General features: G+C 68.6%; 17 protein-coding genes. 7 read left to right on the top strand and 10 right to left on the bottom strand.

Features of this window, described 5'->3' with window-relative positions; all coding sequences use genetic code 11:
* Nucleotide 1: 1 nt before the first annotated feature.
* Genes IE302_RS04395 through IE302_RS04385 form a run of 3 tightly spaced genes read right to left on the bottom strand, consistent with a single transcriptional unit; the run spans nt 2 to nt 3200 of the window.
* Nucleotides 2-718 (bottom strand): SDR family NAD(P)-dependent oxidoreductase, encoded by a 717-nt coding sequence (locus IE302_RS04395; RefSeq protein WP_191251946.1) that lies wholly within the window; start codon nt 716-718, stop codon nt 2-4.
* Nucleotides 715-1857 (bottom strand): ROK family transcriptional regulator, encoded by a 1143-nt coding sequence (locus tag IE302_RS04390; protein WP_229907587.1) that lies wholly within the window; start codon nt 1855-1857, stop codon nt 715-717. Before IE302_RS04390 ends, IE302_RS04395 begins: the two co-directional genes overlap by 4 nt.
* A gap of 2 nt (nt 1858-1859) precedes the next feature.
* Nucleotides 1860-3200, bottom strand: coding sequence for an MFS transporter (locus IE302_RS04385; protein ID WP_229907586.1), 1341 nt, complete (start codon nt 3198-3200; stop codon nt 1860-1862).
* 259 nt (nt 3201-3459) lie between these two features.
* Here IE302_RS04385 and IE302_RS04380 point away from each other — a divergent pair, with 259 nt between their 5' ends.
* Nucleotides 3460-4110: a lamin tail domain-containing protein gene (locus IE302_RS04380; RefSeq protein WP_191251942.1), complete on the top strand. Its 651-nt coding sequence runs from the start codon at nt 3460-3462 to the stop codon at nt 4108-4110.
* A 128-nt stretch (nt 4111-4238) separates the two neighbouring features.
* Here the strand turns inward: IE302_RS04380 and IE302_RS04375 are convergent, their stop codons facing one another.
* Nucleotides 4239-4637 carry a winged helix-turn-helix transcriptional regulator gene (locus IE302_RS04375; protein WP_191251940.1) on the bottom strand — a complete coding sequence of 133 codons (399 nt, stop codon included), beginning with the start codon at nt 4635-4637 and terminating at the stop codon, nt 4239-4241.
* Between the two features lie 128 nt (nt 4638-4765).
* Between IE302_RS04375 and IE302_RS04370 the strand changes: the two genes are divergently transcribed.
* Nucleotides 4766-5605 carry an alpha/beta fold hydrolase gene (locus IE302_RS04370; RefSeq protein WP_191251938.1) on the top strand — a complete coding sequence of 280 codons (840 nt, stop codon included), beginning with the start codon at nt 4766-4768 and terminating at the stop codon, nt 5603-5605.
* 45 nt (nt 5606-5650) lie between these two features.
* On the opposite strand, the gene IE302_RS04365 is transcribed toward IE302_RS04370, so the two are convergent.
* Nucleotides 5651-6598, bottom strand: a complete 948-nt coding sequence (locus tag IE302_RS04365) for a methylenetetrahydrofolate reductase (RefSeq protein ID WP_191251936.1) — start codon at nt 6596-6598, stop codon at nt 5651-5653.
* 120 nt (nt 6599-6718) lie between these two features.
* On the opposite strand from IE302_RS04365, the gene IE302_RS04360 reads away from it, so the two are divergent.
* Together IE302_RS04360 and IE302_RS04355 are read left to right on the top strand one after the other, a co-directional pair.
* Complete coding sequence (locus IE302_RS04360; protein WP_191251934.1) at nt 6719-6916, top strand: hypothetical protein; 198 nt, start codon at nt 6719-6721, stop codon at nt 6914-6916.
* Between the two features lie 30 nt (nt 6917-6946).
* Nucleotides 6947-7105, top strand: coding sequence for a hypothetical protein (locus IE302_RS04355; protein WP_191251932.1), 159 nt, complete (start codon nt 6947-6949; stop codon nt 7103-7105).
* Between the two features lie 12 nt (nt 7106-7117).
* Here the strand turns inward: IE302_RS04355 and IE302_RS04350 are convergent, their stop codons facing one another.
* A complete protein-coding gene (locus tag IE302_RS04350) occupies nt 7118-7402 on the bottom strand; it encodes a hypothetical protein (RefSeq protein WP_191251931.1) in 285 nt (94 codons plus the stop codon).
* A gap of 89 nt (nt 7403-7491) precedes the next feature.
* Between IE302_RS04350 and IE302_RS04345 the strand changes: the two genes are divergently transcribed.
* Nucleotides 7492-8091: a hypothetical protein gene (locus IE302_RS04345; RefSeq protein WP_191251929.1), complete on the top strand. Its 600-nt coding sequence runs from the start codon at nt 7492-7494 to the stop codon at nt 8089-8091.
* A 22-nt stretch (nt 8092-8113) separates the two neighbouring features.
* Here IE302_RS04345 and IE302_RS04340 read toward each other — a convergent pair whose 3' ends face one another.
* From IE302_RS04340 to IE302_RS04330, 3 genes are all read right to left on the bottom strand, one after another.
* Nucleotides 8114-8695 carry a dihydrofolate reductase family protein gene (locus tag IE302_RS04340; protein WP_191251927.1) on the bottom strand — a complete coding sequence of 194 codons (582 nt, stop codon included), beginning with the start codon at nt 8693-8695 and terminating at the stop codon, nt 8114-8116.
* A gap of 66 nt (nt 8696-8761) precedes the next feature.
* The gene (locus IE302_RS04335) at nt 8762-9583 is read right to left on the bottom strand and encodes a helix-turn-helix domain-containing protein (protein WP_191253092.1); all 822 of its coding nucleotides are present in this window, start codon (nt 9581-9583) and stop codon (nt 8762-8764) included.
* A 111-nt stretch (nt 9584-9694) separates the two neighbouring features.
* On the bottom strand, nt 9695-10048 hold the full coding sequence (locus tag IE302_RS04330) for a hypothetical protein (protein WP_229907585.1): 354 nt from the start codon (nt 10046-10048) through the stop codon (nt 9695-9697).
* A 218-nt stretch (nt 10049-10266) separates the two neighbouring features.
* Here IE302_RS04330 and IE302_RS04325 point away from each other — a divergent pair, with 218 nt between their 5' ends.
* Both IE302_RS04325 and IE302_RS04320 read left to right on the top strand, forming a co-directional pair.
* Nucleotides 10267-11916, top strand: a complete 1650-nt coding sequence (locus tag IE302_RS04325; protein ID WP_191251925.1) for a helix-turn-helix domain-containing protein — start codon at nt 10267-10269, stop codon at nt 11914-11916.
* A gap of 123 nt (nt 11917-12039) precedes the next feature.
* Entirely contained in the window at nt 12040-12270 is a 231-nt protein-coding gene (locus IE302_RS04320) for a hypothetical protein (protein WP_191251923.1), read from the top strand.
* 186 nt (nt 12271-12456) lie between these two features.
* Here IE302_RS04320 and IE302_RS04315 read toward each other — a convergent pair whose 3' ends face one another.
* Complete coding sequence (locus IE302_RS04315) at nt 12457-12981, bottom strand: YceI family protein (RefSeq protein ID WP_191251921.1); 525 nt, start codon at nt 12979-12981, stop codon at nt 12457-12459.
* Between the last annotated feature and the right edge of the window lie 31 nt (nt 12982-13012).

Genomic DNA, 13012 nt, shown 5'->3' with positions numbered 1-13012 from the left:
GTCACGGTGACGGCGGCTCGGGCAGTTCGGCGGTCATCGCGCCGTCGACGGTGACGGTCTCGCCGGATACGAACCTGGCCTGATCGCCGAGCAGGAAGGCGATCACGTGCGCGATGTCGTCCGGCTCGGCGAGCTCGCCGAGTGGCTGTAGTCCGGTCAGCGCGTCGCGGGTGGCCGCGTCCCGCCAGCGACGCGCGTTACGCGGCACCATGACGAACCCCGGCCGGACGACGTTGCACCGCAGCCCGCGCGGTCCGAGTTCCACGGCGGCCGCGCGGCCGAGCGCCTCCAACGCGGCCTTGGCCATCGCGTACGGTGCCTGCCCGCCCCAGGCCAGGCCCGCGTGGATCGAGCTGACCAGCACTGCGGCACACGGCCTTCCCTCTGCCCGGGCGACCAGTTGCTGCAGGGGTTCCAGCGCGGACACCGCGCCGATGTCCAGCACCCTGCGCAGCGCGTCCGTCGTCTGTTCGTCGAAGGGCGCGCGATGCTCACTCAGCAGGCAATGCACCAGACCGGTCACGCCGCCGAGCGCGTCGAACGCGGCGCCGACCACGGCCGGATCGGTCGCGTCGCCACGGATCCACGGCACACCGGCTTGTCCCGATGACGGTGGCTCGATGTCCACCACCGCCACCGGTCGCCCCTGCGCCAGCAGCGCGCTCACCACGGCCGAGCCGATACCGCCCGCTCCGCCGAGCACCACCACTCCGTTCACGCGACCCATTCGGCCGTCCCCCTGGTGAAGAAGGCGCGCACGACGAGACCCGCCGCGGCGGTGACCAAGGGATTGCCTTGTGACCGTGGCCGGACCAGCACCTGCGGCGGGGTCGTCTCGACGCGATCGCGCACCGCTTCGAGCCATCGGTCCGAGGGTGCGCCGCTACCGCCGAGGATGATCACGTCCGGCCGCATCAGGTCGAACACCGTGTCGGCCACCCGAGCCACCTGCGCGCTGCGCGCCTCGAGAAGGCCGCTCGCCACCGGATCCGTGTCCGCCAGGCGGATCAGGTCCGTCAGCGAGGTGACCGGGACCCCCGCGGACCGAGCTGCGGCGAGCAACGCCACGTCCGTCCCGCATTCGCCGAAGCGCGCGTAACCATCATCGGTGAGACCGGGCACCATGAGGCGGGCGAAGCCGCCCTGGATGATGCCGTTCGAGCTCGTACCCGCCGGTCGGCTGAGAAACCCCGTCTCCGCGACGTTGCCGACGAACAAGTACGAAACGTCGTGCCTGCCCAGCCCCGCGCCGAAGGTGAGCTCGGCGCCCAGCAGGGCACACACGTTGCCGTCCACCACGACGTCGAGCCCGGTCCGCTCCCGCAAAGGGCCTGCGACCCCGACGTCGGTCCAGCCCAGCACGTCGTTGCGCACCACCCGGCCGTTCTCGCGGTCCACTTCACCGCCGGCGGTCACCCCGATGCCCAGGACCGGGCCCGGCGCGGAGGCCGCCAGCTCCGCCGCCAGGTCCGCGGCGTGCCGCAGGGTGGCGACGCTGTCCGCCGGATCGCGGTCCTCGGCATGCGTCCTGACACAGTGACCGGCCAGGTCGATCAGTCCGGCCGTGGTTCGTTCGAGGCCGAGGTGCACACCGACCGCGTACCGGCTGGACGAGTCCAGTTCCACCGGCACCCGGGGCCTGCCGATCCCGGTGGACCGCTCGACGAGTTCACGGACGACGCCGGAGGACAGCAAAGGCTCGATGATCCTGCTGACGCTGCCGTGGTTGAGGGACAGCTCCTTCGCGATGTCGCTGCGCGCCAGTGGACCGCGCTGGACGAGCAGTTGCAGCACGGCGGCCGTGTTGGCCTGCCGGGCCTGACGCGGCCGGGTCCCGCTGAGGCCTGGATTGTTCATCTTCACACCGGCTTTCCGGACTCGACACCGTTGGTCTCCTCGAGTTCGACGCCGGTGGTGGCCAGCCAAGGCGACACCAGCACGATCACCGCGCTGACCAGGAACGCGCCCGCGTACCACGCGACGACGGTGATGCCGTGCTTCTGCGCCAGCATGGGCGCCAGGAACACGTTGAGCGCGATCGCGAGCCGGGTCACGCACTGCGCGATCCCGGATCCGAGGCCCCGCAACGCGGTCGGGAACGCCTCGGTGCTCCACACCCAGGACAGCACGCCCGGGCCGAACCAGGTCAGCATGGCGTACACGACCCAGAAGGCCACCAGGCCGACGCCTGCCCGCTCACCGGTGAACGCGATGCCCAGCCCGGCGGCGAACACGCCGAGGCACGTCCACACGCCCAGCCAGCGCCGGTTGATCCGGTCGATGACCGCGGCACCCGCCACCACGGCGATCAACCCGACCACGAAACCCAGCAGGGAGAAGTACAGGGTGTTGGAGACCCCGATGCCGGTACTGCTGATGATCAACGGTCCCGCGACCGTCGCCACCGCGCCGCCGAAGGCCTGGATGGCGAAGAACGCCGTGACCGTCGCCAGCCGCCGCCACGCACCGCCGGACACCAGCATCCGGTAGCTCCGCTTCTCGGCGACCTCGCGTTTCGGCGGGTCCAACCCGAGCGCGTCGTAGATCCGCCGCGCCTCCTCCACGCGACCGCGCGCGCTCAGCCACCTGGGCGACTCCGGCAGGAACTGCCTCGCCACCAGCACCGCTGCCGCGGGCAGCGCGGCCAGGCCGAACAGCCACCGCCAGGTCTCGTTTCCGAACACCGGCTGGAGTGCCAGCGCCAGCAACACCGACGTGATGGCGCCGGAAAGCCACATCATGTTGGGCAAGCTGCCCGCGATCCGGCCTCGACGGGTCTTGGGCGCGATCTCGGTGAGAAAGGCGTGCGAGGTCGGGATGTCCATGCCCACCGCGACACCGAGCACGAACCTGGCCGCCACCAGTTGCCACACGTCCTGGACGAACGCGGCGGCGAGGGAGGCCACCACGAAGACCACCAGATTGATCATGAAGATCACCCGGCGGCCGAACCGGTCGGACAGATCACCGAAGACCACCAGGCCGAGCGCCGTGCCCACGAACGCCGCCGCGGTCACGAGCCCGATCTGGGACGCGGTGAGGTGGAACGACGGTTTGAGGAACAGGACGGCGGCGCCGATGACGAGCAGGTCGTAGCCGTCGATGAACTCGCCGAACGCGACCAGCCTGCCGGTCCAGTTCCGCACGAACCGCGCCCGCCTCGGCGACATCGACGACCGGCTCGCTATCCCCGACACCATCAGGATTCCTCCCCACCGCGCTTTTTGTGCGACGAACACCAAACTACGAGCCGGGTGGGTCCGCGGCCCGGATCCGATGCGTTTTGGGGACGATCGGCCAGCCGGGACCGACCGATCAGGCAATCGCTCGACCGGACAGTCGGGAAAGGTCCGACGCATCCGTTTCGCACCAGGCGCGAACCGGAACTGGCCCCTTGTCCGCCACTTTTCCCCCGCCCAGCATGGGAAACGCGAGCAATCGACAAACAGAGGGGAAACCATGATTCGACGTCTCATCAGCGGCGTGCTCGGCGTACTCGCCCTGTCCCTCGTCACCGCTCCCCCGTCGGACGCCAGGGACCTAGCTCCCCAGGTGTCGACCACGGTGGTGATCAACGAGATCTTCACCAAAGGAATCTTTGGGGAGCTGGACGAGTTCCTCGAACTCCGCAACATCAGCACTGTCCCCGTGGACCTCACCGGCTTCAGGTTGCGATTCCACTCATCGTCCTGCGTCGTCACCGACACCGTGTTCCTTACAGAACTGGTCTTGCAACCGATCAATTTCGTCGGGCAATACGTGGTCCTGACAGGGCAGAACTTCTCCGGCACCATCTACGACCAGACCAACGTCATCCCGACAGCCGGCAATCTCCTGCCCGCCGGGGCTGGGTCGGTGGTCTTGTTCGACCCAGCCTTCCGTCAGGTCGACGCGGTCGCATGGACGTCCGCATCCGGAACGCCGTGCCCACGGGAAGGACAGCCCGCACGCACACCGCCACCCGGGCTGTCGCTGTCCCGCAACTACCTGAGCTGGGACACCGACAACAATCGCACCGATTTCAATCCGACGCCGAAAACCGCCGGCGCACAATGGCCGGTCCCGCCGGCGGCGGCCCGACACTCCAAGCCCCCGCCACTGACGGAGTGACCCGGTAGCTCCGGTGGTCACCCTTCTCCTTCGCGGGACAGCTTGCGCCCGGGCGCCGTCAGGCAAGCTCAGGCAGGGATCCGGCGGTCCGGCAGGATCCCTGCGGCGGTCTCGAACGAAGTGTCCGATCACGCCGGCCCGTCGTCGGTTTCAGCGGTCGAATTGGCCAAGTCGATGGCCGCCATGTTCGTCTCAGCCCAGTCGCGGAGGGCCGCGAGTGGTGTTTCGAGGGAGCGCCCCAGATCGGTGAGCCGATAGTGGACCTTGGGTGGCACCGTGGGCTCGACCCGCCTGGCGACCAGGCCGTCACGGGTGAGGCTCCGCAGGGTCACCGACAGCATCTTCTGGGAAACACCCGGGATCTGGCGTCGCAGATCGGCGAAACGAATCTCCTCGCTCCCGGCTTCGCCGAGCACCTTGACCACCATCGAAGTCCACTTCGTACCGATGCGGTCGAGCAGTCGTCGAGTGGGGCATTGCGGGTCGAACAGATCACCGCGCAGACCCCGGGCTTGCCGGGAGGTCACCTGGAGCTCACCTCCTTACGGAAAAGTGCGGTCTTGGCCACCGCCGAAAGGTTACCTATCGTTGGCTGGTCACCAATGGTAACCGCAGGAGGTTCCCCTTGTCTCCCCAGCCGACTCGGCATCGGGTCATGGCCAACGGCATCGACGTCAATGTCGCGATCAGCGGAACCGGCCCGGCCGTCCTGTTGCTGCACGGCTTTCCGCATACCTGGGAACTCTGGACCGCGGTGATCCCCCGGCTAGCGCGGCACCATCGCGTGATCGCGCCGGACTTGCGCGGCCTCGGCCGCACCACACGCACCACCGACGGCTACGACGCGGGCATGCTGGCCTCCGACGCTGAAGCGCTGCTCGATTCCCTTGACGAGCCGACGGCTTCCGTCGTCGGTATCGACCTGGGCGCACCGCCCGCCTTCCTGCTGGCCATGCGACGACCTGAGCGGGTGCGACGGCTCGTGCTCATGGAAGCGGTCCTGGGTACCTTGCCCGGCGCCGAAAAGTTCCTCGACACCGGCCCGCCTTGGTGGTTCGGTTTCCACGCCGTCCCCGAACTCGCCGAAACAGTCCTGGTCGGACACGAGACCGAGTACATCGACTGGTTCCTCACGACCGGCACTCGCGGCGACGGAATACCACCCCAGATCCGGGAACGCTTCCTCGCCGCGTACGCCGGACGCGAAGCCCTCCGCGCCGCGTTCGCCCACTATCGGGCGATGCCCGTCAGCGCCCGTCAGATCGCCGATGCCGCCCGTGGCAGGCTGACCATGCCCACCATGGCCATCGGCGCGCACCCCGTCGGCCGGAACCTCGCCCGCCAACTGCGCCCCATCGCCGACGAGTTGACCGAGCACCTCATCGACGACTGCGGCCACATCATCCCTCTCGACCGCCCGAACACGCTGATCCCTTTGCTCAGCGCGTTTCTCACCGAAACACGGACATCGGGCGAGCAAACACGTTCGACGTGAGCCCGGCGCCTCGGCGGCCTTCCTTTTCGCGTGGGCCTCGGGAAGTCAGCGTCGCCGCGTCCGGACTGGTTCGAGCAGCCGGCTCAGCTCGTCGGCGAGGGCGACCGATGCCTCGATCTCGACCTTGCGGATGGACACGCTCTCGACGAGAAAGCCGAACGGCATGCCGAGCTTGCGGCAGAAGGCGATCAAGTCGCGCGCGGTCGCCACACAGTGCCCGTAGGATTCGGCCAGCGTGTCGTCCGCGTGACGCAGGGAGTTCTCGAGCCAGCGCGGGACATCCACGCCGAGCCACTTGAGGAATGCCAACGTCTTCATCGACCCGCACACCGAGAGCGTGAACAGAACGGGCTTCGGCGTGAGTCGTCGCTCGCGGCAGGCGTAGAAGTAGTCGGAGACCATGCTCTTCGCCGCGTCGGCGTTGTAGACGACCTGCGAGATGAAGTACGCGCATCCGGCCTCCTGCTTGGTGATCAGTCGCAGGTGCTCCTCGGGACGTTCGGTGATGGCGACGCCGCCGAGCAGCAGGTCCGGACGGATTTCCCGGCGCAGGTCCTGTGCCTCCGGCAAGCTGGTCAGTACCGGCTTGCCCTTCGAGGACGAACCGACGAAGACAGCGTGCACACGGTCCGGATCCGCGGTCCGCAACCAGGTCCGCAGTTCGGCCTCGGCGTACTTGCCGACGCACCGGTAGATGATCGCGGAGCGGTCCCACCCATCGAGGTATTCCGAATGGTAGCTGGCGGGATCCATGGTCGGCAGGTACGGAAACGGCCGCTCCGCCGGATTCCGGTCGCTTTCGTCGTCGATGTCGTAGAGCGCCAGCCCGTCCACGTCGAGGGCGGCCAAGCGTCCCAGGGTGGCCGCGGTGATCTCCCGGATCCGCTCTGAAGCCGTGCTCAGGCGAGGCGGCGTGATGCCGAACAGGAGAAGGCCGCTCTCGGCATTGGCCACCAGCGTCCGGAAGGTCGCGCTGTCGCTGTCGTCCACCATGACGCGGAAGCTAGCAGTTCGCCCGCCGGGCAGACGAGTGTTACCGAGGGGCGACTACCAGTCCGTTCGCCTCACCCCTCGTTACCCCGTGAGACCTACGACAGGCAGTAGCCTTCGGCGATGCGTCTGTTCTTCTCCGCCGGAGCGGGTTACAGCCACATCGCCCCCTTGCTGCCGTTGGCCGTGGCGGCTCGGGATCGCGGGCACGACGTGGTGTTCGCGACCGGACCGGGCGCGGTCGAGCATTCGCGGGCGTCCGGCCTGCCGACGATCGGGGTGGACGGACAGGCCGACGAAGCGGCCACCCGTCGGGCCTGAGGCAGGTATTCGCCCGCCGAACTCGCCGTGATGTCGCCGGACGAGAAGCTGGCGTACGTGGTCACCGTGATGGCCGAGACCGGGGCCGGACCGAGAGTGGACGTGTCCCTCGCCGCGCGGATCGCGGCGATGCCGCATCCCGCCTCGGTTCTGGACCAGCTGGCGAAGTACGCGGACGAGGTCGGGTAGCCCGTCGGCTGCTCAGCGTCTCCGGGTGGGCGTGCGGCGCGGGGGCGTCGGGCGCTGCGCGGTCGTCGTGGAGCGATGCGCCGTGGTCCGCGTCGTCTGCGGAGCCAGCCGGGTCGTGGTGGTCACCGAGGTCTCCGGCGGTGTCGGCGTCGATGTCGCCCGGGAGCCGGTCGCCACCGTCTCCGGGGCCTTCGTGGTCGTCGCGGGCACCACCTGGCCGGTCCCCGATCCGCCCCCGGCGCACGCGCCGACCAGCACACCCGCGCCCAGGACCAGACCACAGCACCACACCCGCATGGGCCGGACCCTAACAGCCGCAGCCTTCCCGGACGGCGGTTTCCGGGCAACCCGGCGCTACGAGAGCCCGACTCGGCTAGATTCCGGAGATGGACAGATCCTGGGGGATTCTCGCCGCCGCCGGCCTGCTGGTCGCGGCCTCGGCCTGCACCGGTCCGGATGAAAGTCCCGCCCCGGCACCGCCGTCGTCATCGAGCAAACCGTCACCGAGCACACCGACCACCAGCAGCACGTCACCCACCTTCACCCCAGCGGCTTCCCCCGCGAAGGTGACTGCCGCCTGCCCGTTCCTCGGAGCGGACGAGTTCGCCCGATTCACCGGCAGCTCGAATATCGCCGCCCGGGAAGAACCGCCTGAAAAGACTGAGACGGCACCCGAATACACCTGCGCCTACGTCACCGGCGATCAATCACCCGAGGACGCGCCGAAGTTGTACTACTTCGCCTTTGCCGCGGCCCGCCCCGACAAACCGGTGTTCACCACGGCCGAGAACTGCCCTGGTCCGAACACGCCGGTTCCCGGGGCCGGAGAGGCCGCGATGTACTGCGATCTGGACGACTATTGGACGACTCTCGCCGTCGCCAAGCGCGTCCACGGAGAAACCAGGATGCTGAATCTCCATCTCCCCCATTTGCGGGACACCGCCGTCTACGGCCAGGTGGCGAAGCTCCTGGGCGAACGGCTGTGATCGACCCCGCGGTCCATTTCGGTCAACGGCGCACCTGATAGCGCAGGTGAAGCACCCGGTCGGCCTGGATCACCACGTCGGGATCCTCCAACAGGTGCTGCGCGTGGACCGACCCGAAGTAGCGCTTGCCGGACCCGAAGACCACGGGTACGACGTCCATACGCACCTCGTCGACAAGGCCCGCGGCGAGCGCCTGGCCACCGACGTCACCGGCGGCGACCTCGACCAGGCGGTCACCCGCGAGCTCCTGCGCCTTGGCCACCGCTGCTTCGATGCCTTCGACGAAGTGGAACGGCGCCTCGGGGTCCCAGCCCTCGGGCGCCGGCCGATGGGTCACGACGACCACGTGGTCGATCCCGCTCGGAGGCTTCCCGTTCCAGCCGTCCGTCATGTCGAAGACGTGGCGGCCGGCGATCGTCACCCCGATCGCGTCCCAGTACGGCCGGATGTAGTCGTAGGACGTCTGCGATACCTTCAGCGCTCCGCTCTCGTCCAAGGGGACGTCACCGCAGGTCAACCAGTCGAACAGCGGTCCGGGCTGGTCGTTCTCGTCCGCGATGAAGCCGTCCACCGACACCGAGCTGTACATGACCACCTTGCCCACGGAACTCTCCTCTGCTTCGGGATGCCCCGAAACTAGCGGTTCGTGAGCTGTCGCTCTTGTAAGAAATCAATCGGCGGGCAGCGGCCAACCGTCCAGCACGTGACCGGGATGTTCGCGCAGGAACCGCTGCCGGACTTCGACGTACCGGGTCGGCGTGAGCCCGGTGAACTCCCGGAACTCGTGGCCGAAGTGGGCCTGGTCGTAGTAGCCGGCTCTACCGGCGAGATCGCCCCAGTCGGTCGGTCCGGCGGGGTTGATCGCGAACACGGTGGCGGTGAGTCGGTAGGTGCGGGCCAGCCGCTTCGGCGTGATGCCGATGAGCTGCTTGAACCGCTGCGCCAGGTGGGTGCTGCTCACCCCGGCCGCCGCGCCCAGGTCCCCGATCGCCACCGCCCCGCTTGTCGCCGCGAGGACGCTGCTCGTATGGCGGACCAGCCCCAGGCCGGCGGTCTCGCCCAGCCGCCGCATCAGCTCCTCCTCCAGCAGCGTCAGCATCTCGTGCGGCTCGTCCGCCGTTGCCAGCCGATCTCGCAACTCGGCAACGGCGCGCCGTCCCCACACCTGCTCCACCGTCACCGGCCGGTCACACAGCTCGGCGGCGGGCATCGGCAGGAACGGCGCCGGCCCCCACGGCTTGAAGTGCACGCCGACGGACCGGCTCCGGAGCGGGTAGCCGAAGTCCAGCGCGCGGGTGCGCATGGTGACCACGCAGCCGTCGGCGTATTCGGCCGTCTCGATGTCGGTGCCGGCGCGGATGCGGAACGGCGCACCGAGGTTGACGATGAGCAACGCCGACGGCGCCGGCGGCAGCGTCAGCCGGGCGTACGGCGGCGTACCTTCCAGGTAGTAGAGGTCGTCGATCAGCCCGTCCAGCGGCGGTCGCGGCACTCTGGACACGTACTCCACCCGCACAGCATCGCCGACACCCCGATGGACGGCGAAACCGGCACGGCGGCCCGCTCCCGGGAAGGTGGGAGCGAGCCGCCGCTCAGCCGGTCATCAGCCGTCGTACCAGCCGTAGTTGACGATGCGGCCGTTGCCGTAGCAATCGCCGCCCCACAGCCAGGTGCCCGGCCCCACCAACGGCCCGTGGTGGTGGCTGCCGTCCGAGCACTCGGTCCACGCGCCGCTACGGCCGTAGTCGACGAACACGGTGGCGTTCCACGCGACGCCGTCGTTGTAGGTCGTGGTGAACCTCGCGACGTGGTTGGTCCCGACCTCCCCGCCGTTGACCGGGTGGTGCGTCACCTTCGTGTCGGCGGCCGCGGTGCCCACGCCGGCCAGCAGGATGCCCCCGGTCAGCGCGGCGACCCCGGCCGCGGCGACCATTCTCCTGATCCCCAGTTTGTTCACTTTCCCCTCCAGTGTTCATTTCTGTTTCCGTAGCGGAGGCCACGCCCTAGTCCGTTGACGTGCGGCGTTCCGCTGCTCCCTGTCTAGTGCGTCGGGGTTGTTCTGTGCCGGGAAGTGGACAACGAACGACAAACTGCCGGACAATGAAGTCAAGCCGACACCTGGGGGGGTGGCTTATGCCACGGCGTGAGCGTCCTTTTGATACGGACGAAGATTCATTGTCACAGTTCGCGGGGGATCTCCGGCGGCTCCGCGAGAGGGCCGGAAGTCCGCCGTACCGGGAATTGAGCAAACGGGCCAACTATTCGGCGAGCACGCTGTCCGACGCGGCGGGCGGCCGCAGACTGCCGACTCTGGCCGTGACGCTGGCGTATGTCCGAGCGTGCGACGGCGACGTCGCGGGCTGGCAGGAGCGCTGGTATCAAACGGTCGCGATGAACAGTGTCCCGTCACCGGAAGAGGTCGACGAGGAGATCCCGTATCCGGGGCCCGAAGCATTCAGCGCGCGGCAAGCCCGCTATTTCTTCGGCCGTGAGGACCTTGTCGAACAATTGTCGCGCGGGCTCGCCGAACGACGGCTCGTCGCGGTGTCCGGTCCCTCGGGGTCGGGCAAGTCGTCATTGCTGGAAGCCGGGCTGATCGGGGACCCCGGGCGGGGCCGGATCGTCCTGCGCCTCAGCCCCGGCCCGCACCCACTCCGTGAATGCGCGATCCAGCTGGCCGCGGTGAACGGCGGTTCGGCGCTCCGGTTGCACCAGGAGCTGACGGCGGATCCGGCGGGGCTGCACCTGCGCGTCCGTCAGTTCCTGGCCGGACGGGGCACGGAAGCGGAACTCCTGATCGTGGTCGACCGGTTCGAAGAGATCTTCACCCACTGCCACGACGAAAACGAGCGAGAGGCCTTCGTGGCGGTCCTGCTGCACGCCGTGCGGGAACCGGACAGCCGGATCCGGCTCGTGCTCGGCGTGCGTTCGGATTTCGCCGGTCGCTGCGGCAGGTATCCGGGAATCGCCACGGCCTTGAGCGCCGGACACCGGGTCGACACCGGGCCGATGACCGCGGAACAGTTGCGTTCGGCGATCCTGCGCCCGGCGATCACCGCCGAACGCCAGCTGGAAGGCGCGCTGGTCGCCACGATCATGGCGGAGGCGGCCGGTCAGCGCGGCGCTCTCCCACTGGTCGCCCAGGCGATGCGCCGCACCTGGCAACGAGGTCACGGTGCCACGCTCACCCTCGCCATGTACCGGGCGTCCGGTGGCATCTCGCGTGCTGTGGTGGACACCGCCGAGAAGGTCTTCAGTGAGCTCGACGAACTCCGGCGACGGCAGGCTCGGGACGTGTTCATCCGCCTGACCACCCTGGACCCTGTCGGGTACGACACCCGGCGACGTCTCCCCGCTCGTGAACTCGACCCGGCCGCCGGGGCGGTGGTCGCCCGGCTGATCGACGCCCGCCTCGTGACCGCCGACGCCGACGGCCTGGAACTCGCGCACGACGCGCTCATCAGAGATTGGCCGCGGTTGCGCCGATGGCTCTCCACCGACCGCGACAGCCTGCGTCTGCACCGGCGGCTGACCGAAACCGCGGAGTTGTGGGAACGCGCGAATCACGACCCTGCACCGCTCTACCGCGGGAGCCAGCTCGACGAGACGACCGCATTGGCCGGACGGGTGATGTTGACCCACCGGGAACACAGCTTCCTGAACGCCAGCCTCCAGGCTCGCGAAAGAGAGGCCCACCATGCGCATTCGTCCGCGCGGTGGTTCCGGCGGCTGATGGCCGCGATGGTGATCGTGAGCGGGCTCGCCGCGGTCTCGGCCGCAGTGGCCGCGAGGGAGCGGAGACAGCCCTCGGCACCGTGCTGGTGAACGTTCCCACTGCGCGTCGAAGCCGTCAAGAACTTGTCGAATCCACCTGTTCGGCAGACAAACGAGGCCGTTTCATGATTATTTGTGCGCGTAAGTGTTTCAGCGAGAACTGGGGACAGACAAGTGAAGAAGAAAATCGCGGTCGCCGCCGCCGTCATGGGCGCGCTGGCGTCGACAGTCGCGTTCGCTCAGCCTGCCAGCGCGGGCATCGACCCGAGCTACCACTACGAGTCCAGCTGGCCGGAAGAGGGCGACTGCCAGATCAACGGCTACTCCGGCCAGCAGAATGGCCGCTGGTCGGACTACTTCTGCTCCGCCTCGCACTGGTCGTGGGACCTCTACATCAAGCTGTAGCCCGCGATGGGCGCGGGGGATCTCACGGGCCACCTGAGCTTTCCCGCGCCCGCCTGACCAGGTCGAACGCTACTCCCGCGGCCGTTTCGGCCGCGGGAGTAGCGGCTGGTTCACCGGAGCTCGCGGCGCTTGCGGGACGGCGGCGCACCCGACGGCGGCCGGTCCGCCGAGGCGTTGGCCCTGCTGTCACCGGCCGGCCGCCGCTTCGACGGCGAACCGCAGGATCACCTTCGAGCTGACCATGAGCCTGGTCGCGAAGTTCTGGTTCACTCCCCACTGATGGCGATCGATCGTGACGCTGCCCGCGAAAGCCACCCGCGAGGCAGCGGTGTCGACCAGTTCGACGACGATTCCGCGAACGGCGTTGGTGACGCCTCGGATGGTCAGGTCTCCGGCGACCTCGAACCGGGTGCCGCCGAGCTGCCGGATCCCGGTCGAGGCGAAGGTGATGGCCGGATGGCTCTCCACGTCGAGGAACGCACCGCGCAGTTGCTCATCGCGCCGCAGGTTCCCGGTGTCGATGCTCGCGGCCCGCACGGTGAACCGGACACTGGACTTCGACGGTTCCGCGCCGTCGAGGTGGACCCTGCCCTCGAACTCGTCGAAGTGCCCGGTCACCCGGCTGGACATGGTGTGCCGGGCGATGAACCCGAGCGTCGTCCGGGCGTTGTCCAGCTGGTAATCACCGGTCAATTCGGTGAAAGTGCTCATGGCCGTCATGCTGGAACTCCTAGCGGGGTGG

This window comes from Amycolatopsis oliviviridis (assembly GCF_014654365.1).
Lineage (GTDB): Bacteria > Actinomycetota > Actinomycetes > Mycobacteriales > Pseudonocardiaceae > Amycolatopsis > Amycolatopsis oliviviridis.
The sequence above is the reverse complement of the archived record's forward strand: the minus strand, read 5'-3'. Positions and strand labels throughout refer to the sequence as shown.

Bases quoted from the DNA above. Each gene is read 5' to 3' on its own strand.
- IE302_RS04390 (WP_229907587.1), bottom strand. From the start codon at position 1,857: ATGAACAATCCAGGCCTCAGCGGGACCCGGCCGCGTCAGGCCCGGCAG.
- IE302_RS04385 (WP_229907586.1), bottom strand. From the start codon at position 3,200: ATGGTGTCGGGGATAGCGAGCCGGTCGTCGATGTCGCCGAGGCGGGCG.
- IE302_RS04380 (WP_191251942.1), top strand. From the start codon at position 3,460: ATGATTCGACGTCTCATCAGCGGCGTGCTCGGCGTACTCGCCCTGTCC.
- IE302_RS04370 (WP_191251938.1), top strand. From the start codon at position 4,766: ATGGCCAACGGCATCGACGTCAATGTCGCGATCAGCGGAACCGGCCCG.
- IE302_RS04365 (WP_191251936.1), bottom strand. From the start codon at position 6,598: ATGGTGGACGACAGCGACAGCGCGACCTTCCGGACGCTGGTGGCCAAT.
- IE302_RS04360 (WP_191251934.1), top strand. From the start codon at position 6,719: ATGCGTCTGTTCTTCTCCGCCGGAGCGGGTTACAGCCACATCGCCCCC.
- IE302_RS04355 (WP_191251932.1), top strand. From the start codon at position 6,947: ATGTCGCCGGACGAGAAGCTGGCGTACGTGGTCACCGTGATGGCCGAG.
- IE302_RS04350 (WP_191251931.1), bottom strand. From the start codon at position 7,402: ATGCGGGTGTGGTGCTGTGGTCTGGTCCTGGGCGCGGGTGTGCTGGTC.
- IE302_RS04345 (WP_191251929.1), top strand. From the start codon at position 7,492: ATGGACAGATCCTGGGGGATTCTCGCCGCCGCCGGCCTGCTGGTCGCG.
- IE302_RS04315 (WP_191251921.1), bottom strand. From the start codon at position 12,981: ATGAGCACTTTCACCGAATTGACCGGTGATTACCAGCTGGACAACGCC.